Here is a 20,587-nt window from a genome sequence, read left to right on the forward strand (position 1 = left end):
CTACCCTATACAGCGTGATTGTGAACCGCCGCACCATCGAGCACGACGGCATGCAGCGCCGCTTCACCGAAGTGTTACCCGACTCCCCCGCCGACGACGCGCCCGTCGTTCTGTTCCTGCACGGTTCGCTCCAATCCGGCAGCGTCGCCCGCCGCTTCACCGGCAACACCTTCGACGCGCTCGCCGACCTCGGATGCATCGTGCTCTACCCCGACGGCGTGGACAGGCACTTCAACGACCACCGCGTCGGCTTCCAGGAAAAAGCGCGCCAATTGCTTATCGACGACACCTCCTTCCTCTCCTCCCTCCTCCCCCCGACAACCGGCCCCGTGATCGGCTGCGGTTTCTCCAACGGCGGCGCGATGATCCAACGCTTCGCCCTCGAACGCCCCGGTGTGCTGGACGGCATCGCCTGCTTCGGCTCCGCCTGGCCCACCGACGACAATCTGCTCCCTGAGCTGGCAGCCCTCACCGGCAACTGGGTTCCCACACCAGTCCTGTGTGTGCAGGGCACCGCCGACCCCCTCGTGCCCTACAACGGCGGCCCGTCCGGCATCGGCACCGCCAACCGCGGAACCGCCCGCTCCGCCATCGACTCCGCCCGCCACTTCGCCGAGCTCAACGGCCTGAACCCGGCACACCACACCACCGCCTCCGCCGACGGCGTGCGCGTGGACCGCTTCGGCCCCGGCCTGCCCGGCTCCCCCGCACGCGGGGGCTCCGCCTCCGCCTCCAGCGAATCCAGCCCCGTCCCCTCTGCCGTTCCCTTGCACACTCCCGCCCCTGTCGAGCTATGGAGCATAGAAGGCATGGGCCACCTCGTACCCAGCCCGAAAAAGCTGGATGACAAGATCGGCCCAGGCACGGACATAGTAGTCGGCGCCGAGCTGGTGGCTCAGTTCTTCGGCTTGTGAGCCTCCGGCATGGAGGCCTCCAGCGAGCATCCATGAGCATGAATTGGCACGCGCTTGCGGGGAATTATCCCCAGAGATCGGGAGACGGAGCCGGAGAGAAGCGGCAGCTACGCGTCGCCCGGTTTCGCGTTCACACGGCGCTGGCGGGCGAACTCGCTCAACACCACACCAGCTGCGACGGAGGCGTTGAGGGATTCCACCCAGTCCTCCGTGGGGATGGACATGATGACATCGCAGTTTTCGCGTACCAGGCGGGAGATGCCCTTGCCCTCGGAACCGACGACGATGACCACGGGGTCGGTGGCGGCATGGAACGTGTCCAGGGTGTGCTCCCCGCCTGCGTCCAAGCCGACAACCATGTAACCGTTGTCCTTGAACTGCTTGATGGTGCGGGTGATATTCGTCGCGCGTGCCACCGGCAGTCGGGCGGCGGTGCCGGCGGAGGTGCGCCACGCAACACCACTGACCTGCGCGGACCTACGCTCCGGGATGATCACGCCGTGGCCGCCGAACGCCGCGGTGGAGCGGATCACTGCACCCAGGTTGCGCGGGTCGGTGATGTTGTCCAGCACCACGAACATGCCCGTCTGGTTCCGCTCGTTGACGGCCGCGATCAGGTCGAAGACATCGGCGTACTTGTACGGCTGGATCTTCAGGCCGATGCCCTGGTGCATGCCGTTGCCGGTCATGGCATCCAGCTCCCGGCGCGGAACCTCGTGGACCGGGATCTGCCGGGTGTTGGCCATGAGCACTGCCTCGCTGAGACGGTCGTCGTGGCCGGTGCCCTGCGCGACGATCAGGGCTTCGGCCGGCACCTTGGCCTGCAGGCACTCGATGACTGGGTTGCGCCCGACGACGAGGTCGGCCTGCTCACGTTCGTGCCGGCCGGAATCGCGGCGCTGCCGCTCCAGCTTCTTCTTGTGGGCGGAGTGGTAGACACGGTCCTCGGCTTTCGGGGTCGGCCCCTTGCCGGCGAGACCACGGCGGCGTTGGCCGCCGGACCCTTTGGTGGCACCCTTCTTGTTTCTCTTCTGCTTATCGGGGCGTTCGTACGGTTTAGCCATTGCCGTCCTCCTTCGGGTCCTTCAGCGACCACGTTGCACCGTCGGGGGTGTCGGTGACCTCAATCCCAGCGGCAGCCAACCGGTCGCGCACGTCGTCGGCGGTAGCCCAGTCTTTTTCGGTGCGGGCCTGCGCACGGCGGTCCAGTTCGGCCCGGACGAGCGTGTCCAAGGCGGCCTCGGCAGCCGCGCCACCGCCAGCACCAGCACCGGATCCAAAGCCGGCGCCACTAGCGGCACCGGCCCTCTCCGCCCACTCGACAGGGTCCACACCGAGCACGGCAGTCATCGCCCGGACGGAACCAGCCAACTCGCGGGCCTTTGCCGCGTCGCCGTCCGCCAGTGCCTTATTACCGGCGCGTACAGCGTTGTGGATCTCGGCCAACGCCTTCGGCACACCGAAGTCCTCGTTCATCGCCGCGGCGAAGGCATCTGTCCACGTACCGCGCTCAACGGGGCCGGTGGCGGAGGTGCGGGAAATGAGGTCCTCGATGCGTCGATAAGCAACTGCCGCTTCTTTGAGCGCTGCCAGCGAGTACTCGAGCACGCTGCGGTAATGCGCGGACCCAAGGTAGTAGCGCAGCTCGACTGGGCGCACAGTGTCCAGCATGTTGTCGATGCTGAGCACATTGCCCAGAGACTTGGACATCTTCTCGCCCGCCATGGTCACCCAGTGGTTGTGCATCCAGTAGTTCGCGAAACCGTCGCCCGCGGCATGGGACTGCGCCTGCTCGTTCTCGTGGTGCGGGAACTGCAGGTCAAGGCCGCCGCCGTGAATGTCGAACTCGCCACCCAGGTACCAGGTGGACATCGCGGAGCACTCCAAGTGCCACCCCGGGCGGCCGTCGCCCCACGGCGTAGGCCAGCTCGGCTCACCCGGCTTCGCCGCCTTCCACAACGCGAAATCGTGCGCACCGCGCTTGCCGCGGTTGTCCGACTCGCCTTGCTCCATCTCCTCGACACGGTTGCCGGACAAGGAGCCGTAATCCGACCCCTCGGCCGCGACCCACGCCGCGACGTCGAAATACACCGAGCCATCGGCGGCGTACGCAAAGCCGTTATCCATCAGGCGCTGCATGTAATCGACCATCTGAGTGACGAACCCGGTCGCGCGCGGCTCCACGCTCGGCGGAAGCACCCCCAACGTGTTGTAGGCGCGGGTGAATTCGCGCTCGTACGTGGACACCCACTCCCACCAGGGGCGGCCGTTCTCCGCCGCCTTGGTGAGAATCTTGTCGTCGATGTCCGTCACATTGCGCACGAACGCCACATCCTGGCCATTCGCCAGGAACCAACGGCGCACAATGTCGAACGCCACCCCCGAACGCAGATGCCCGATGTGCGGCGAGGACTGCGGAGTCGCACCACACACGTACATCGAGACATGCCCCTCACGGACAGGCTCGAAATCGCGGAGAGAGCGGGTCGCGGTATCGAAAATGCGTTGAGTCACAACCGCAGTCTACAGATCCGCAGACTCCATCCTCAGCTCCGCATACCTCGCCTCAGGGAGGGTGAAAGCATATTGCTTGCCGACGGCACCCCACACCTGATCCTCCCCGCACCGCACGTCTTGGGCATCACCGTCGAGCATGGTAAAGCCCCAGACAAGGCGGCCCTGGGTATTCGGGGTGAGTGTGTACGGACCGACCTTTTGATTCAGAACCCACGTCACCTGGTGCACGTACTTCCAGCCGTAAGCGCGCGACATATTCTTCACCAGGTCACCCTTCGGGGTGAAGGTCCCCGAGACCTCGAGTGTTTCCTCCCGCTTCTCCTTCACCGTCTGGGAGACCGGGACTGGCTTATCGGTGAAATTAGCCACGCTGGCAGCGTCGGTCTGCTTGAACCAGCGCCGTTTAGCCGTCACGTACGTGTCCGTCTGCCCTGGTGTCGCGCAGTGCGATCCCGGTGCGAGATCATCGTTCCAGCGTTGCGGCAATTCGAACTCTGCTGGGGCCGTCTGCGCGGGCGCTGCGAGGGCCACAACAGTGGCAGCTGACAGGAGCGCCGCGGTGAATCCCTTCATTTACGCGCCCCGGTCCATGTTGTCGCGGGTGCTCACACGGACGTGACGCTCCTTCGGCATTGTCGCCGTGAACGTGTTGCCCGCAGCATGCCACGTGTTGTCATTGCCACACACGGTTTCCTGCCCCTTGAAATCGGAGACGATCCAGCCAGCCTGCATGACCGCCGTCTTGCCCGGCGCGACGTTGTACGGCCCTACCTGCTCGCCGACCTCATACGTCTGTTGGGTGGTGTAACTGGTGGAGAAGGTGAACTGGATCAATTTGGCCACGTCGAAGCTCAAGCCTGCGGTGACGTTCCACGTCTTGGTCTTCGTCTCTTTGATGGAACGGGTCAGCGGCAGCGGCTCGTCGTTGTAGTTCGACACCGTCCACGTGCCTGCGGACCCGTCGAAGTAGCTGCGGACGATCTCGACGGTCTGGCCGCGGTCACCTGGGTTGGCGCAGCGTTCGCCGATAGTAGTGGGGTTCGTGGCGTCGAAGTCGCGCTGCGGCAGTGCGTTCACGGCGGGCGCGACGACAGCAGGTGCAATGGCGAGGGTCACAGCGGTGGCTGCGGCAATGATGCGTTTCATGTCCGATTCCTTTTTGGTTCAGTTGGGGCTTAGTTAAAGGTGGGTCTGGGTGGGGACGGGGAGGTTACGGTACTCCTCCGGCGTGACGTCGAGAGTTCGCGTTGCACCGCCCGGGCTTGTCACGGTGGCTTCGGCCCAGAAGCCGCTCGGTGCGCTGGACTGCGGTTGAGCAGTGATTCGGGAGTATGTTCCGTCGCGTCCGGCGGAAATCTCCCTGTAGTTGATTCGGATCATCGTCGTTCCGTATTCCACGCGGACGCGCTCACCCGGCTTCAAGTCGATCGGTTTCAGCGCTGTGCCCACCGGCATGTACGCGCGTTTGACCGCACCGACTGAGGTGAGCCAACCGGCGGGGAGTCGGCCGCTCTCGCCCATCCAATTGACGTACTGATTGTTCTCCGCGCCGACGACGTAGTCCGTCACCGGCCGGAACGTGTAGTCGCCCTTGGACCAATTCAGGAAGTCCTGGGAGTACCCGGGTTTGCGGTAGGTCGGCGCGAGCGCCTCAATGTCGTACGGGTAGTAGGACTTGTCGCCGCTTTTGGCCGGCTGGCCTTTGGCCGGCCACTCCGCATCGCGCCGAAAGCTGGCATCCGGCATCACTGTCGTGTCACGGTCGCTCGCGATCTTCTCCAAGCTTGGCCCTGAGGTTGCCGTGTACGTTTTGCCCGCCGGCTTCGAGTTCGCGCCTTCCGCCCGCGACGGGATCTCCATTGCCAGGTTGGACACGGAACCGTCAGCTTTGATGATGTAGGCGAATGCGTAGCGCTCCGCTGGGCCGGTGCCACGGATAACGTTCGCACCCGGGGCGTTGCGGAGCACGCCGCCGTCGCAGGTTACGAACATGGAGATGAAGTCCTTCTCCAGCACCCCATAATCCACCCGGAATGATTCGCCGGGGCCGAGCTTGATCGGGCCGAACGTCTCGCCCTCGATCCACCCATTAGATTCCTTCAGACCGATGTCCATCTTGGCCGTGGTGTCCCAGCCGTTTGGGAGCGCCGCCTTCGAATTGGCTTCGATCTTGTGGTTCGTTCCCGTCTCCACTGTCGCTGTGTAGGGAACAGTGTGGTCAGTGCGGTTGGTGAACTGGAACGTGCCGTCCGCGAGGTAGCGCCGCGCCGTTTCCCCATACCGCCATTCCGGGGTCACACCGGCAGCGCACTTCGTGTCGAGGTTCTCGATCGGGTACCCCTGCGGCATCGCGGGGACCGCCTCGGCAACCGGCGCCTGTATGAGTGCGAGCGCCGCCGCAGCCGCCAGAGCCCGTCTTGTCAATGTCTGCATGACATCAACGTAACCCTGTGTTCCGCTGGGCGAAACCTGAAACAGCAGGTAAGAGACTTAAGTTCTTAGAGTGGGTACTTTCGTTCCACCAGCGCGGTCGCAATCGCAGCCCTGCCTTGGCCGTCCCCGGTGAAACCCATGTGGTCCGTCGTCGTCGCGCTCACAGACACCGGCGCGCCCAGCGCTTCCGACAACACCTGCTCCGCTTCCTCGCGTACCGGCCCCATCTTCGGCGTCTGCGCGATCAGCTGCGCCGACACGTTCACCACGCGGAAGCCACGCTTATCGACGAACCCCCTCAACTCCCCCAACAACCTCTCCCCCGTCACACCCGCATACTCCGGACGACCGACCCCCACGAAGCTGCCCAGGTCCCCCAGCCCCGCAGCGGAAAGTACCGCATCCACGATCGCGTGGGAAACCACGTCCCCGTCCGAATGTCCCTCACAACCAGCGGCGTCCTCAAATAGCAGGCCCGCGATCCAGCACGGTTTCCCGTCCTGAATCTGGTGAGCGTCAAAAGCAGTGCCGACGCGCAAATCAGTCATGACCCCGACCCTAGCTGTATGCCGGGGCTGCCGGTGCTGCAAGCGGAGCCGGATGCCAGAAGCAGAACTAGCTACCGACCGCGGAGCTAGCTGTCAGGCACGTCGAAGACAGTGGGCTCCGCTTCCTCAGTGATGCGCTCAGCGAGCACCAGGTCAATGGGCGTGGTGATCTTGAAGGCCATCGGGTCGCCCTGCACCGTCGTCACAGGAACACCGAACCACTCCATCAAGCTAGCGTCATCCGTGGCGGTAAAGCCGGGGTGCCCAACACCGGTGGCTGCGTCAGCCCCTGAGGCGGCGGAGCCTGCGGCGACAGTTTGTCCGCCGGTATCTCCGCTGATTCTTCCAGCCGCAGCCGAGCCGACCTGAGCAAAGTATTTCTCATTCGCTGCGCGCAAGGTAGCCAAGTCGAAACCCTGCGGTGTCTGCACAGCCCGCAACGTCGCGCGGTCGGGAGTACCCGCCACGGTCGCACCGTCCTCGGTGACGCGCTTGATTGTGTCGGCAACCGGCAAAACTGGCACAACCGCCGGTGCCCCGTCCAGGACTGCACGGGCGACACGGGCGATCATTCCGGGCGGGGTCAGGGCGCGGGCGGCGTCGTGGATGAGCACAGTGGCGTCGATAGGCGAAAGTGCCTTGAGGCCCTCCCACACAGAGTCCGCCCGCTCGCCGGCACCGTGAATGAACTGGACGTCGTGGCCGCGCAACAAATTGCGCGCGTGCGACTCCATGTCAGGGCTGACAATCACGCCGATGTGATCGACGATCTCGGACGTCTCCATCGCGGTTACCGAGCGCTCCAGCAGCGACCGGCCGCGCAACGGCACGTACGCCTTCGGAATCTCCGCACCCAGCCGCGTCCCACGGCCGGCGGCGGCGATCAACGCGACGACTGGGGAACTCGTGCCGTTGCCCCCGCTAGTCCTCGCTGTCATCGTCGTCGAAGCTGAGATCATCCAGATCGACGTCATCCTCAGGATCGAAATCCTCGCGCGGCTTCTCCACAAGCCCCTGCTCGACATGGCGCGCGATCACCGACTGGATCTCCTTCTCCATCCCGTCGGCCTTCTTCTCATCCACCGGCTCCGCAAGCGCCAATTCGCCCACGAGGATTTGGCGGGCCTTGCCCAGCATGCGCTTCTCGCCGGCGGACAGGCCACGACCTTGGTCACGGCGCCACAGATCACGCACGACCTCGGCGACCTTATTAATGTCACCCGATGCGAGACGTTCCTGATTCGCCTTATAGCGCCGGGACCAGTTACCGGCCTCCTCCACATCCGTCTCACGCAGGACAGAGAAAACCTTCCGCAGGCCCTCCTCACCCACAACATCGCGGACACCTACCAGCTCCGCGTTCTTCACCGGCACACGCACCGAAAGATCAGACTGCAGGATGTTAAGGACCAAGAAGTCGAGTTCTTCCCCGCCCATCTCACGCTTTTCAATGTCGGCGATACGGGCCGCACCGTGGTGCGGGTAGACGACCACTTCTCCGACTGTGAAATCCATGAAGTCTCCTCTTTAAGGCGGGTTCCAAAGCAACGAGACGATTCTAGCACCTGCTTTAACCCGGCTGCCCGCCCGCCGCCGGGACGACGACGCCGCACCGGCAGCCGCCCTTCGCCCGCGCCCGCCCCCACGCGGATACCCCCGGATGACCCCTGTTTGGGCGTGGGGTACGTCTCCGGAGCCCACAGAAACTGTGTATTGGGACTGCCGAAAGGCTAAGGTGAGTCGTTGATACGCCTTAAAAAACTCTCTATGGAGGACATCGACGTGAAGTCCCTGAAGTCGGTCGCTCGCCGCGGAGGCGCTGTTTCTGTCGCCGCCGCTTCCGCATTGCTGCTCGCTGCATGCTCGGCAGGCCAGATCACCCAGACCTCTTCCCAGGTCGCGGCCGTCAACGGCGCCAGCGCCCAGACCGAGGACGGCTCCGTCGCCGTCCGCGACGTCACCGTGCTCCTCGACGAGTCCGGCCAGGCCGCGCTGAAGTTCACCGCCACCAACCAGGACTACGACATGCGCGAGCACCAGCTGCAGTCCGCGGAGGTCGACGGCCAGGCAGTCCAGCTCGGTTCCGTCAAGCCGATGGGCTACAACACCAGCATCGTCGGCGACTCCACCGAGGGCCTGCAGAAGATGCCGCAGTCCGACAGCGAAACCATCCAGTACGTGGAGACTTCTCTGAACAACCGCGACTTCGCCTACGGCGGCAACCTCCCGGTGACGTTCACCTTCGACTCCGGCACGATCGAAACCGTCGCCACCATCTCGGCTCCGACCGTCGAGTCCGGCCAGACCGACCGCGAGCCGGAGGCCGAGAAGGCCCTCGAGGAAAAGCACCACTCCAACTAGTCCTTGGACAGGCAGTGCCACCTCTGCGCGGCGGTGCCACGGACTAATCAGGCTAATCAGGCTGCCGGGGGATGAAGAAACGCACCGTCCACACCTGCACCGAGTGCGGTTACTCGTCCCCGAAGTGGCTCGGCCGCTGCCCAGAATGCGGCGCGTGGGGCACCCTCCAGGAGCTGTCCAGCGCCCCGGCCGCGAGTTTGTCCCGCTCGCCCGGCTTGAGCGCCGGCGCACCCCGCGGACTCACGCCCACCAGCGCCGCCCAGCCAATCACGAAAATCACGGCCAGCTCGGCTTATCGACGCCCCTCCGGCATCTCCGAACTCGACCGCGTCCTCGGTGGCGGCGTTGTCCCCGGCTCAGTGGTTCTCCTTTCCGGCGAGCCCGGTGTGGGCAAGTCGACCCTGTTGCTTGAGGTCGCGAGCCGCTGGGCTGCCGCTGACGGCACCCCGGCCACGGCCTCCGGTGCTACGGGCACCGCAGATGCCGTCGCTCAAAGCCAGGCCAGCCAGAGCGGTTCCTCGCAGAACCACACCGATCAGAACCATCTCTCTTACGGGCGCACCGCCCTTTACGTCACCGCGGAGGAGTCCGCTGCCCAAGTCCGCGGCCGCGCGGAGCGTACCGGCGGACTCAACGACAGGCTCTACCTCGCCGCAGAATCCAATCTGGACGTGGTGTTCGGGCACGTCGAACAGGTGAAGCCGAGTTTGCTCATCGTCGACTCAGTGCAGACCATGCAGGCGCCGGGCGTAGAGGGCGTCGCGGGCGGTGTCGCCCAGTCGCGCGCTGTCACCGCAGCGCTGACCACTCTGGCGAAAACGACGAATCTGCCCATTCTTCTCGTCGGCCACGTAACCAAAGACGGCAACGTCGCCGGGCCCCGGGTCCTGGAGCACCTCGTCGATGTTGTCCTCACTTTCGAAGGCGACCGACAAACAAGCTTGCGCATGCTCCGCGGGCTGAAAAACCGTTTCGGGGCCACCGACGAAGTCGGCTGCTTCGAGCAGACGTCCGACGGCATCCGCGAAGTCGCCGACCCATCCGGGCTCTTCCTGTCCCACCGCGGCCAGACCCCGGACGGCTCCGCCGTCACTGTGGCAATGGACGGGGTGCGCCCGATCCTCGCCGAGGTGCAGGCCCTCACCGTCGACCCCGTCAACAAATCGCCCCGCCGCGTTGTGACCGGGCTGGACTTCAACCGTGTCCCCATGGTGCTGGCGGTTCTCCAGGCGCGCTGTGGGGAGCGCACCAACGACAAAGACGCCTACGTCGCCACCGTCGGCGGAATGCGCATCACAGAAACGGCGACAGATCTCGCGGTAGCGCTGGCTACCTGGTCGAGTCTCCACAACCAGCCCCTTCCCCCGAAGACAGTCGTGATCGGCGAGGTTGGTCTCGCGGGCGAGCTGCGGCGCGTCCCCAACCTCGACCGCCGCCTCGCTGAAGCTGCGCGACTCGGGTACCAGAACGCCATCGTGCCCGCCGGCAGCGACACCCGGATCCCCGGCATGAGAGTCCAGGGGATGGGGACGCTGGGGGAGGCGATCGCGTGCGTCGATAAGCGGAAGTAGACTGCGTTTCTTATGACCTTCATGCGTGACACGCTGCAACGCCTCGCGCCCGGGACTGAGCTGCGCAACGGCCTCGAGCGCATCAAACGGGGCCACACAGGCGCGCTGATTGTGCTCGGCGACGGCCCCGAAGTGGCGGAGGTGTGCGACGGCGGCATCGAATTCGACGTGCCGTTCACCCCGACGCTGCTGCGCGAGCTGTCCAAGATGGACGGCGCCGTCATTCTTTCCGACGACGCCACCCGCATCACCCGCGCCAACGTCCAGCTCGTGCCGTCGCCCGCGTTCCCTACGTCGGAGACCGGCACCCGCCACCGCGCCGCCGAGCGCACCGCTCTTCACACTGGTGTGCCGGTGGTGTCCGTGTCCGCGTCGATGAACATTGTCACCGTCTACGCCGACGGCAAACGGCACGTGGTCGAGGAGCCCGTCGTCATGATGACGCGCGCCCGCCAAGCGATCGCGACGGTGGAGCAGTACCGCTCACGCGTCGACAAAGCCAACCAGCGCCTCAGCGTCGCGGAGATGAACCGCTACGCCACGGTCGAGGACGTCCTGCACCTCCTCCAGCGCCAGCTGCTCCTGCAGCGCGCCGCCCGCGACGTCGACGACCAGATCCTCGAGCTCGGTTCCGACGCACGCCAGCTGCGTCTCCAGCTCAGCGAACTCCGCGGCAATATCTACCACGACATTGCCATGCTGGTGTGCGACTACCTCGTCGCCGACGGCACGCCGAGCAATTCGCTTATCGACGACACGATCGCCTCCCTCGACCTCCTCCCCGACCCCGAACTTCTCAACACCTCCGCCCTGGCCAGCACCCTCGGCCTGCCCGCGACCGAGGAGAACCTCATGGAGGCCGTCACCCCTCGCGGCTACCGCGCCCTGACACGCATCCCCCGCGTGCAGAAATTCCTCATCGACTACATCGTCTCCGAATTTGGCGACCTGGACGCCATTCGCGCCGCCGATGCTCAGCAGCTCGCCGCCGCCGAGAATGTCTCGCCGCTGTGGGCGCGCCACATCGTGGAGGGGCTGCGCCGCTTCGCCTAGCTGCTGGGCCGGGCGCCTCGGGGGCCGGGCTGCACCGCGTGCCGGCACCCGAATTCCCTTGTGCTAGCCGGTGATGTTGAAGGTCACCGGGTCAGAACTCTTTTCACCAAGGAATCCGACGGCGGCGTAGGCGCCGGGGGCGGCGGTCTGGCGGGCGTCGCAACGCTGGGGTGCGGAATCCAGACCGGACCACTCCGCGGTGAACTTGCGGCTCTCACCGGCAGCGAACGTCTCTTTGCCAGTGATCATCGGCTTGTTGCAGTCGGTGTCGCTCCAGATCTGCTGAAAGCCCTCGCGCTCAATGGAGAACGCGGCGAAACGCAGCGGATTCTCATCAGTGTCGATCACGCAGTCCCCACCCGTCGGGTTATGGATAACCACGCTGAATTTCCGCTCCGAGGCAGGATCCCCCGGGGCGAAGGCAGTCTTGTTCAGCTCGGTGGTCAGCTGCAGATCACTCAACTCACAAGTCGTCTTGGCTGCCAAGGCCTCAGCGTCCTCCTTAGCGGTGGGTTCTGCCCCCTCAGACTCGCCGAGCTTCTGCTCCTCCGTCGCTGCGGCATCGCTCGAAGCCGTCTCGGTGCCGGAGGAATTGGTCTCCGTCGCTGTTTCGGTGCCTGATGTCTCCCCCGGGTTCGGCTCCGTCGGAGTGGTCACAAGCGTCGACGGCGCAGCCGTCGGAGTCTCCTGCGCATCATCCCCACCTGACCGCGCGAACGCGGTCAGAGCCCACACCACCAGCGCCACAAGCGCCAGAATCACCACGACAGCCGCGATACGGCGCCGGGTGTAAATCTCCTGCGGCAGCGGCTCTCGACGCTCCTCCCCATAACCATCGGAAGAACCGTGGGGATCTGCGCTGTTCACACCGTTCACACGGCCAGAGCGGCCGGAGTGGCTAGAACGGCCCGCAAGGTCCGGTCGGCTGGAACGGTCGCTAGGGCGGTCAGGTCGGTAGGGCGGTTGGTGTGTCACACCGTGATCCTATCCCGCGAAATGCTCCTGAACGCTTGTGACGCGGCCATCTTCAAGCCTGTATCTTGCGGCGACAACACCGACGCTGCCATCCTCAACCTTCTCCTGCAGGGAAGGAATGCGCGCCATGATGTGCTCCGCGGTCACCTCCGCATGGACTTCCTCGATCCCGGCGCGGTCCGAACGCCCGGACTTCTTCGCAGCCAAGACACTCGGCGCGATCTTCTCCACGAACACGCGTGTCAGGTCCGCCGGCAGATCCCCGTCCTCGAAAGATGTCACCGCCGCCCCGATCGCGCCGCAGCTCTCGTGGCTCAACACCACGATCAGCGACACGCCCAGCGACTCCACCGCGTACTCCAGGGAACCGGTCACAGTCGCGTCGACACAGCCGCCGGCGGTGCGGATGACAAAGAGGTCGCCGAGGCCGGCATCGAAAAGCATCTCCACCGGCACCCGCGAATCCGAGCACGCCAGCACAGCGGCGAAGGGTTCCTGGCCGGAGCGGAGCTCGAGACGTCGATAAGCATTGGTGTTCGGGTGCTCAGGGGCATCGCTTGCGAACCTCGCGTTACCCGCGGCGAGACGCTCCCACGCATCCCGCGGAACCTTCCGGAAAGTCATGGCCACTATTCTTGCACGCATTGTGATTGATACCGCCACAGTGATCGCCTGGTACCGCGCCAACGCCCGCGACCTTCCCTGGCGCCGCCCCGGAACCACCCCATGGGGCGTGCTCCTCTCCGAAGTGATGAGCCACCAAACCCCCGTCGCCCGCGTCGCCCCCATCTGGGAAGAATGGATCGCTCGCTGGCCCACTCCCGCCGACCTCGCCGCCGCCTCCACCGACGACGTCCTCCGCGCCTGGGGCACCCTCGGCTACCCGCGCCGCGCGCTACGCCTCAAAGAATGCGCACAAACGCTTGCCGATGACTGGTCCAACCACGTTCCCCCTTCCGTCCCCGCCCTACTCGCCCTCCCCGGCATCGGCGACTACACCGCCCGTGCCGTCGCCGCCTTCGCGTACGGCCAAGCCGTACCCGTCGTGGACACCAATGTCCGGCGCGTTTACGCCCGCGCTGTCCTCGGCCGGCCCATCGCTCGTCCACAGAAAGCGGAGCTCGAGTGGGTTGCCGAGCTGCTTCCCGGCGCTGCCGCTCCCGCCCCCGATGCCGCCGGTGCTGCTCCCGCCCCCCGCACTCCCGACCGCGCTACCGACGCCGCCATGTTCTCCGCCGGCCTCATGGAACTCGGCGCCCTTGTCTGCACCGCTACGAACCCGGCATGTTCCTCATGCCCCCTCCGCGATGATTGCGCCTGGCTCGCAGCCGGCTCTCCTGCCCCTACCGCCGAAGAGCTCGCCCGCCGCAAAGTCCAGAAATTCGCCGGCACCGACCGCCAAGTGCGGGGCAAGATCATGAAAATCCTGCGCGAGGCATCCGAACCCGTCCCCCAATCCGAGATCGACCTGGTCTGGTCCGACGATGCCCAGCGCTCGCGCGCCCTCTATTCGCTCCTAGAAGACGGGCTGGCCACCCAAGACGCCAATGGGCGGTTCCGCCTTCCTTAGCCTAGAGCGTGCAGGTCGACTGGGACCCCTACTTCCAACGCCCCCGGTACGTCATACCACCGGGCAACTTCACCCACACGCCACCGCGCGAGTTGACCGTAACCGGCCCCATCTTCGTGGACATCGACGCACCCGATTTGGACACGTTGATCCACGAATTCTTGCCGACCTTCTTCTTATCCCTGTAAAGCAAGCCCATGTCGAATCATCTTACGGCGGGTGAGGCTGGGCGGCCCCGCCCTCATATTCTTCAACCTAAAACCTCTATACCGAACCAGTAGTCACCTACGATTCCTCGCATGAACGTAATTTCACGGGCGACCCGTGCCACCGTCGCTCTTGCCTGCCCTCCCGCCCCTCACCCCCGGCCTCAAGACCGGAGGTAACCACTTGGTCGGCGTGTACTCGCATGTGCGCCCGTCGATGCGGTGGATGGTTAACCGCTTCAACGGGATTCCCAACCACTCGAACTGCGGCACGTTCTAACCCGTTCAAGGGAACAGGGTGAGCCAGCCCCCGACCACCCAGTGGTTGCACCGCCGCCCCCAGCGAGTAGACCCGCCGTCTCCAAGTCCGGCGAGGAGGTCGGTGGATGAAAGGAGATTCCGCCGCCCAACGCAGAACGCTCCCCGCTACCGAGCGATCACGAGAGATCGTCTCCAGCTGGCGGGAAGCGCTTTTCTTGCTGGTTGTTCTGGCTACGGGCGGCGCAGCGTTCTTGGCATTCGCTGGGTGCGCTGCGCGCGGTACCTTTCCCTGAGCCCTACGCCTTCTCGCCGTCGTCGCCGTCGGAGAGGTCGTCGGGTTTCGGGCCGTTGTCGTGACCCGCGCCGGTGCCGAATTCACCGGTACCGGACTCACCGGTGCCGGATTCAGCGTCGCCACCATCACGAGGCGGCTCGAGCGTATCGGTTCCCGTCCCGGTGCCACCGTCCTCGCCACCGCCATAGGTGGAGTCGAGGCCAGGCTGCGAGTCGGTGGATTCACCGTCAGCGGCCGAGTCGTCGGAGTTCGGGCCATCAGCGTCAGGCCCTTCGCTGTCATTCGGGTCCGGCGGGGTGGTCGCGCGGATCTGCACGTCCTCCTGGCCGTCTTCCGGAACGATGTCGCGGACCTCGTCCTCGTCAAGGTCGCCGAAGGTGTCCTCGGGCAGCGGCTTCGGCTTCGGGGAGAACGTGAACTCGGCCGATTCGTAGTCGCGCGGGCTATCGGTCTTGCCGTCCCAGTTCTTCACATCGACCTCGATGATCTCGCCTGCACCGATCTCACCGAAGAGGATCTTCTCGGACAGCACGTCCTCGATCTCGCGCTGCAGGGTACGGCGCAACGGGCGGGCGCCGAGAACTGGGTCGAAGCCGCGGGCGGCGAGGAGGTTCTTGGCGGCGTCGGAAAGCTCGATGCCCATGTCCTGAGCGGCGAGGTTCTTCTCCAGACGAGATGCCAGGAGCTCGACCATCTCCACGATCTGCTCCTGAGTGAGCTGGTGGAAGACGACGATCTCGTCGATACGGTTGAGGAACTCGGGGCGGAAGTGCTTCTTCAGCTCGTCGTGGACCTTGTTCTTCATGCGCTCGTACTGGGCGTCCGCATCCGTGGCGCTGTCACCGGTGAAGCCGAGACCGACAGCCTTCGAGATATCGGAGGTACCCAAGTTCGAGGTGAAGATGAGAACGGTGTTCTTGAAATCGACGTTGCGACCCTGGCCGTCGGTAAGCCGGCCCTCTTCGAGCACCTGCAAGAGGGTGTTGTAGATCTCCTTGTGGGCTTTCTCGATCTCGTCGAAAAGCACGACGCTAAACGGCTTGCGGCGCACCTTCTCGGTGAGCTGCCCGCCCTCCTCGTAGCCGACGTATCCCGGAGGCGCACCGAACAGCCGGGAGGCAGTGAAGCGGTCGTGGAACTCGCCCATATCGACCTGGATCAGCGCGTCCTCCTCGCCGAAAAGGAACTCCGCCAACGCCTTCGACAGCTCGGTCTTACCCACACCGGACGGGCCGGCGAAGATGAACGAACCAGACGGGCGGCGCGGATCCTTCAAACCGGCGCGGGTGCGGCGGATCGCACGGGAAACAGCCTTGACGGCGTCATCCTGGCCAATGATGCGCTTGTGCAGCTCTTCTTCCATGTTGAGCAGGCGCGACGATTCGGACTCGGTGAGCTTGAACACCGGGATGCCGGTCCAGTTGGCCAGCACGTCGGCGATCTGCTCCTCGCCGACCTCGGCGATGTCCTCGAGCTCGCCGGAGCGCCACTGCTTCTCTTTCTCGGCGCGCTCCTCACCCAGCTTGCGCTCGGTGTCGCGCAGGCCGGCGGCCTTCTCGAAGTCCTGGGCGTCGATCGCCGCTTCTTTCTCCTTGCGCACGTCGGCGATGCGGTCGTCGACGTCCCGCAGACCCTTCGGGGCGGTCATGCGCTTGATACGCATGCGGGCACCGGCCTCGTCGAGCAGGTCGACGGCCTTGTCCGGCAGGAAGCGGTCGTTGATGTAGCGGTCCGACAGGTTAGCGGCAGCCGCGAGCGCGTCGTCGGTGTAGGACACGCGGTGGTGCGCCTCGTAACGGTCGCGCAGACCCTTGAGAATCTGGATCGTGTCCTCGATGCTCGGCTCGTCCACCTGCACCGGCTGGAAGCGGCGCTCGAGGGCGGCGTCCTTCTCGATGTGCTTGCGGTACTCGTCGAGCGTGGTGGCACCGATGGTCTGGAGCTCACCGCGGGCGAGCTTCGGCTTCAGCAGGGAGGCCGCGTCGATTGCGCCCTCTGCAGCTCCGGCGCCGACGAGCGTGTGGATCTCGTCGATGAACAGGATGATGTCGCCGCGCTGGTTGATCTCCTTGAGGACCTTCTTCAGGCGCTCCTCGAAGTCACCGCGGTAACGGGAACCAGCCACCAGGGATCCCAAGTCGAGAGAGTAGACCTGCTTGTCCTTCAAGGTCTCCGGAACTTTGCCGTTGGCAATGTCCAGAGCCAAGCCCTCGACCACAGCAGTCTTACCCACACCCGGCTCACCAATGAGCACCGGGTTGTTCTTGGTGCGGCGGGACAGCACCTGCATGATGCGCTCGATCTCCTTGTCGCGTCCCACGACCGGGTCGAGCTTGCCCTCCTTCGCAGCTGCGGTGAGATTGCGGCCGAACTGGTCGAGCACCAGCGAATTGGAGCGCTCGCCGCCGCCACCCCGCGGGCCGCCCATACCGCCCTGGCTGGAGCCGGCGCCAGCAAGGCTCGGGCCGTTGCGGCCCTGGCCTTCGGCGACCTCGGGGTTCTGGCCGTCTCCACCCTCGTAACCGGAGAGCAGCTGGATGACCTGCTGCCGCACGCGTGGCAGGTCGGCACCGAGCTTGATCAGCACCTGAGCAGCCACGCCCTCACCCTCGCGGATCAGACCGAGCAGCAAGAACTCGGTGCCGATGTACTTGTGGCCCATCTGCAGGCCCTCGCGTAGAGCGAGCTCCAGCACCTTCTTCGCACGCGGCGTGAACGGCACGTGGCCGGTGTGCGGCTGCGAACCGCGGCCGATAATGTCGATGACCTCGCGGCGCACATCCTCGAGGTTGATCCCCATCGACTCGAGCGCCTTAGCCGCAACGCCCTCGCCCTCCTGAATCAACCCGAGCAGAATGTGCTCGGTGCCGATGTAATTGTGGTTCAGGTCGCGCGCTTCCTGCTGGGCCAGCACGATCACGCGACGTGCACGGTCGGTAAACCGCTCGAACATGTGGCAACCCCTTTTTTCGCTGTTCGTTAGAGCTAATGTGGTTTTAAGTTCCACCCACCATAACGCGCAGGTACACGACACAATCCCGCCTCGAAAGAGCAAACCAGCAAATTACCGCAAAACAGCAGTTCCTGGGGCTGTTCGCTGGTAGCGAACGGGGGGTTGGGACGTCGATAAGCGATAAAGAGAGGAGCACCCGCCATGCCAATCAGCCTGTCCGGCCGTAATTTCTTGAAACTGCTCGATTTCACCCCCGAAGAAATCCGGTACCTCATCGACCTGTCGCGGCAGTTCAAGAACCTTAAGCTCGCCGGCACGCCGCACCGCCATCTAGAAGGTAAGAACATCGTGCTGCTCTTCGAGAAGACCTCGACGCGCACCCGTTGCTCCTTCGAAGTCGCCGGCTACGACCTCGGCATGGGCGTCACCTACCTCGAACCCGGCTCGTCGCAAATGGGCAAGAAGGAATCCATCGCCGACACCGCCCGCGTGCTAGGCCGCATGTTCGACGGCATCGAATACCGCGGCTACGGCCAGGACATCGTCGAAGAGCTCGCCGCCAACGCCGGCGTCCCCGTCTGGAACGGCCTGACCAACGAATTCCACCCCACCCAAATGATCGCCGACATGCTCACCATCGAGGAGAACTTCCCGCAAGGGCTACGCGGCCTCAAACTCGTTTTCATGGGGGACGCGCGCAACAACGTCGCCAATTCGCTCATGGTCGCCTGCGCCAAGCTCGGCATCCACTTCGTCGCCTGCGGGCCGAAAGAGCTCATGCCAAAGCAATCGCTTATCGACGCCTGCACCTCCCTCCCCTCCTCCGCCCCCATCACCCTGACCGAAGATGTCGACGAAGCCGTCGCCGGCGCCCACGTCGTCTACACCGACATTTGGGTCTCCATGGGCGAGCCAGACGACATCTGGGCAGAACGCATCCAGCTTCTGGAGCCCTACCGCGTCACCTCCTCCGTCATGGCCAAAGCCGCCCCCGACGCCATCTTCATGCACTGCCTGCCTTCCTACCACGACACCAAAACCGAGATCGGCGCCGAGATCGCCGACAAATTCGGCATCACCGAAATGGAAGTCACCGACGAGGTCTTCGAATCCGCCCAGTCCAAGGTCTTCGACGAAGCCGAGAACCGCATGCACTCCATCAAGGCCATCATGTACGCGACGCTCTCCTAGCCTCCGCCCGGCTCACGCCCCGGGTTCTCACCTCGCTTCCGCCCGGCGCGTCCCCTGGGCCCTCACCTAGCCACCGAGCTTCCTGGTCTCACGACTTCCCAGCCCCCTGACTTTCGAGTCTGCTGGCCTCGCTAGTCGCCAGTCGGCGCACGCTCGCAGGCGGGCATGCCGAAACCGGCAAACACCCCAGCCCCTTGCTCACTCGGGTCTGCGCCGCAAAACGACATGCCGAAACCGGCCATCTCGCCCTCTTTGAGTGAGATCGCCTGGATCGCAGCTGGCGGTTGGTGCCGGCCGGTGGTTGTTAGTTACGAGATTCGGTTGGACGAAGGGTTCCGCCGGGCGGTTGTCACTTGTTGAAGAGCAGCTTCATCGCCCCGAAGGGATGTCGTTCGTTCTGGGCCGGTCTGCCTCTAGGGGATATCCAGATCGGCGAGCCGTTTCGGTTTTCTATTCGGCCGCGGTGCTGGTGGTTGGGGTCGTCGTCGTTAGTTCTGTTGTGGTACCTGCAGAGAATGGCCAGGTTGTCCATGTTCGTCGGCCCGCCTCGAGCCCACGCCTTGATGTGGTGGACCTCGCAGTTGTCGGCGGCGTGCCGGCAGTCCGGAACCGGGCACGTGGTCAGCGTCGCGCGGGCGAGATCGCGTTGTTTGGTGTTGGCGAAGCGTTGGGCATCGTAAAGATTCACCGCACCAGCCTGAGGGTGGAACAGGGCCGCTTCGAGTTGCTCGCCGTGGTAATTTGCCAGGTACTCGGCACCCGTCATCGTGGTCCCGTCCGACAAGCCAAGAACGGTCTCGTCCCCGTCACCGGCAAGGATGCGAATGTAGTCCGGTAGCGGGATCAGGATCAACGGGCGCGGCACAGCTTGGGGGATGCCCTTTCCCGCTAAGACGCCGACGTCGCTAGCCGAGCCGCCGTTTCCTCGTAGCAACTCCCGGAACGCCTCGTACATCTGCGGGCCCTCCGGCCTGCTCGGGTCGATCTTCTGGCGTAGGGAATGCTCGAGAGCGGCGATGAGGTGTTCTTCGCCAAGCACAGAGAAGGGTCGTTTGCCTTTCTTCGACCCTCCGAAGCGCACCGTCGGCTCAGGTGCCGGGCGATCATCTTCCGGGACGATGTCTTTTGCCTTGCGTTGCAGGGTGGCGTAGTCGCCCCGGGCAGAGAGCAGAGCAAGGCGCAGCTTCCACTTCGCCCTTTCGTTCGTGACAACCTTCACGCACTTTTCGACGAAAGCAAGCTGGTCCATCGCCTTCCCCGTCTCACGAGCGACGCGAACCGCATTCGCTTGCTGACGAGTGAACCGCGTTTTTCCGTAATAGACCTTGTGCAGCTTTTGCCACTCGTCGACAGTGGCAGGCTTCACACCGACGCCTAGGGCAGCCTGGCGGTCGAAACCAGCCAAAACGTCCATGGGGCTCCCCAAGGACTCGAGCAACGTGTCGAACAATGTCATGCCCAACACGCTAAGGCGAGAAAACTGATCGCGGAAGCGCGCCCCGAAAATCCTGTGGATAAGTGCGCTGACGCGTCACATACGTAGGCGTCTTATCCACAGGCTCCCGCGGGAAAGGAACACGAAACCGCCCCCTGACCTGAGGAAAAGGGGGCGGTTCCATCGACGCCGAAAAATCCTGGCGCGGGGCGCGGGCCGCTGGTGGGTCAGAGCGGTACGGGACCGAACTGCCGGCCCGGCCGAGCAACAAGCGCGTAGGCGGGGGCGGGGGCAGCCCGGGCGG

At 64.7% G+C, this 20,587-nt stretch carries 19 protein-coding genes; 6 read left to right on the forward strand and 13 right to left on the reverse strand.

Translation table 11 applies throughout. From position 1 onward, the window contains the following. Positions 1–14 precede the first annotated feature (14 nt). The gene (locus QYQ98_RS04470) at positions 15–914 is read left to right on the forward strand and encodes a PHB depolymerase family esterase (RefSeq protein ID WP_302007548.1); all 900 of its coding nucleotides are present in this window, start codon (positions 15–17) and stop codon (positions 912–914) included. 107 nt (positions 915–1,021) lie between these two features. On the opposite strand, the gene rlmB is transcribed toward QYQ98_RS04470, so the two are convergent. From rlmB to QYQ98_RS04510, 8 genes are all read right to left on the reverse strand, one after another. Continuing rightward, positions 1,022–1,978: a 23S rRNA (guanosine(2251)-2'-O)-methyltransferase RlmB gene (gene rlmB, locus QYQ98_RS04475; protein ID WP_302007550.1), complete on the reverse strand. Its 957-nt coding sequence runs from the start codon at positions 1,976–1,978 to the stop codon at positions 1,022–1,024. Continuing rightward, entirely contained in the window at positions 1,971–3,428 is a 1,458-nt protein-coding gene (gene cysS, locus QYQ98_RS04480) for a cysteine--tRNA ligase (RefSeq protein ID WP_302007551.1), read from the reverse strand. The genes rlmB and cysS overlap by 8 nt, the downstream gene beginning before the upstream one ends. Positions 3,429–3,437: 9 nt before the next feature. Beyond that, on the reverse strand, positions 3,438–4,004 hold the full coding sequence (locus QYQ98_RS04485) for a hypothetical protein (protein ID WP_302007552.1): 567 nt from the start codon (positions 4,002–4,004) through the stop codon (positions 3,438–3,440). Next, positions 4,005–4,577: a hypothetical protein gene (locus QYQ98_RS04490; RefSeq protein ID WP_302007553.1), complete on the reverse strand. Its 573-nt coding sequence runs from the start codon at positions 4,575–4,577 to the stop codon at positions 4,005–4,007. 33 nt (positions 4,578–4,610) lie between these two features. After that, positions 4,611–5,864, reverse strand: a complete 1,254-nt coding sequence (locus QYQ98_RS04495) for a hypothetical protein (RefSeq protein WP_302007554.1) — start codon at positions 5,862–5,864, stop codon at positions 4,611–4,613. 65 nt (positions 5,865–5,929) lie between these two features. Beyond that, complete coding sequence (gene ispF, locus QYQ98_RS04500) at positions 5,930–6,412, reverse strand: 2-C-methyl-D-erythritol 2,4-cyclodiphosphate synthase (RefSeq protein ID WP_302007556.1); 483 nt, start codon at positions 6,410–6,412, stop codon at positions 5,930–5,932. Between the two features lie 86 nt (positions 6,413–6,498). Beyond that, positions 6,499–7,350 (reverse strand): 2-C-methyl-D-erythritol 4-phosphate cytidylyltransferase, encoded by an 852-nt coding sequence (locus QYQ98_RS04505; protein ID WP_302007557.1) that lies wholly within the window; start codon positions 7,348–7,350, stop codon positions 6,499–6,501. Beyond that, entirely contained in the window at positions 7,334–7,927 is a 594-nt protein-coding gene (locus tag QYQ98_RS04510; RefSeq protein WP_302007558.1) for a CarD family transcriptional regulator, read from the reverse strand. The genes QYQ98_RS04505 and QYQ98_RS04510 overlap by 17 nt, the downstream gene beginning before the upstream one ends. 252 nt (positions 7,928–8,179) lie before the next feature. Here QYQ98_RS04510 and QYQ98_RS04515 point away from each other — a divergent pair, with 252 nt between their 5' ends. From QYQ98_RS04515 to disA, 3 genes are all read left to right on the forward strand, one after another. Beyond that, positions 8,180–8,773, forward strand: a complete 594-nt coding sequence (locus QYQ98_RS04515; RefSeq protein ID WP_302007559.1) for a hypothetical protein — start codon at positions 8,180–8,182, stop codon at positions 8,771–8,773. Positions 8,774–8,844: 71 nt separating this feature from the next. Beyond that, on the forward strand, positions 8,845–10,344 hold the full coding sequence (locus QYQ98_RS04520; RefSeq protein ID WP_302007560.1) for a DNA repair protein RadA: 1,500 nt from the start codon (positions 8,845–8,847) through the stop codon (positions 10,342–10,344). Positions 10,345–10,356: 12 nt separating this feature from the next. Next, positions 10,357–11,397, forward strand: a complete 1,041-nt coding sequence (disA, locus tag QYQ98_RS04525; RefSeq protein WP_302007561.1) for a DNA integrity scanning diadenylate cyclase DisA — start codon at positions 10,357–10,359, stop codon at positions 11,395–11,397. 63 nt (positions 11,398–11,460) lie between these two features. Here disA and QYQ98_RS04530 read toward each other — a convergent pair whose 3' ends face one another. Next, positions 11,461–12,264 carry a hypothetical protein gene (locus QYQ98_RS04530; RefSeq protein WP_302007562.1) on the reverse strand — a complete coding sequence of 268 codons (804 nt, stop codon included), beginning with the start codon at positions 12,262–12,264 and terminating at the stop codon, positions 11,461–11,463. A gap of 117 nt (positions 12,265–12,381) precedes the next feature. After that, positions 12,382–12,996: a carbonic anhydrase gene (locus QYQ98_RS04535; protein ID WP_302007563.1), complete on the reverse strand. Its 615-nt coding sequence runs from the start codon at positions 12,994–12,996 to the stop codon at positions 12,382–12,384. On the opposite strand from QYQ98_RS04535, the gene QYQ98_RS04540 reads away from it, so the two are divergent. After that, complete coding sequence (locus tag QYQ98_RS04540; protein ID WP_302007564.1) at positions 12,995–13,942, forward strand: A/G-specific adenine glycosylase; 948 nt, start codon at positions 12,995–12,997, stop codon at positions 13,940–13,942. The two genes, QYQ98_RS04535 and QYQ98_RS04540, sit on opposite strands and share 2 nt — an antisense overlap. 28 nt (positions 13,943–13,970) lie before the next feature. Here the strand turns inward: QYQ98_RS04540 and QYQ98_RS04545 are convergent, their stop codons facing one another. Next, the gene (locus QYQ98_RS04545) at positions 13,971–14,141 is read right to left on the reverse strand and encodes a DUF4236 domain-containing protein (protein WP_087117504.1); all 171 of its coding nucleotides are present in this window, start codon (positions 14,139–14,141) and stop codon (positions 13,971–13,973) included. Positions 14,142–14,705: 564 nt separating this feature from the next. Further along, positions 14,706–17,657, reverse strand: coding sequence for an ATP-dependent Clp protease ATP-binding subunit (locus QYQ98_RS04550; RefSeq protein ID WP_302007565.1), 2,952 nt, complete (start codon positions 17,655–17,657; stop codon positions 14,706–14,708). Positions 17,658–17,858: 201 nt separating this feature from the next. On the opposite strand from QYQ98_RS04550, the gene argF reads away from it, so the two are divergent. Beyond that, complete coding sequence (argF, locus tag QYQ98_RS04555; RefSeq protein WP_302007567.1) at positions 17,859–18,848, forward strand: ornithine carbamoyltransferase; 990 nt, start codon at positions 17,859–17,861, stop codon at positions 18,846–18,848. 349 nt (positions 18,849–19,197) lie between these two features. Here the strand turns inward: argF and QYQ98_RS04560 are convergent, their stop codons facing one another. Further along, the gene (locus QYQ98_RS04560) at positions 19,198–20,304 is read right to left on the reverse strand and encodes an HNH endonuclease signature motif containing protein (protein WP_302007568.1); all 1,107 of its coding nucleotides are present in this window, start codon (positions 20,302–20,304) and stop codon (positions 19,198–19,200) included. Positions 20,305–20,587: the final 283 nt, after the last annotated feature.

The sequence above is a fragment of the Corynebacterium sp. P3-F1 genome, assembly GCF_030503635.1.
Taxonomy (GTDB): Bacteria; Actinomycetota; Actinomycetes; order Mycobacteriales; family Mycobacteriaceae; genus Corynebacterium.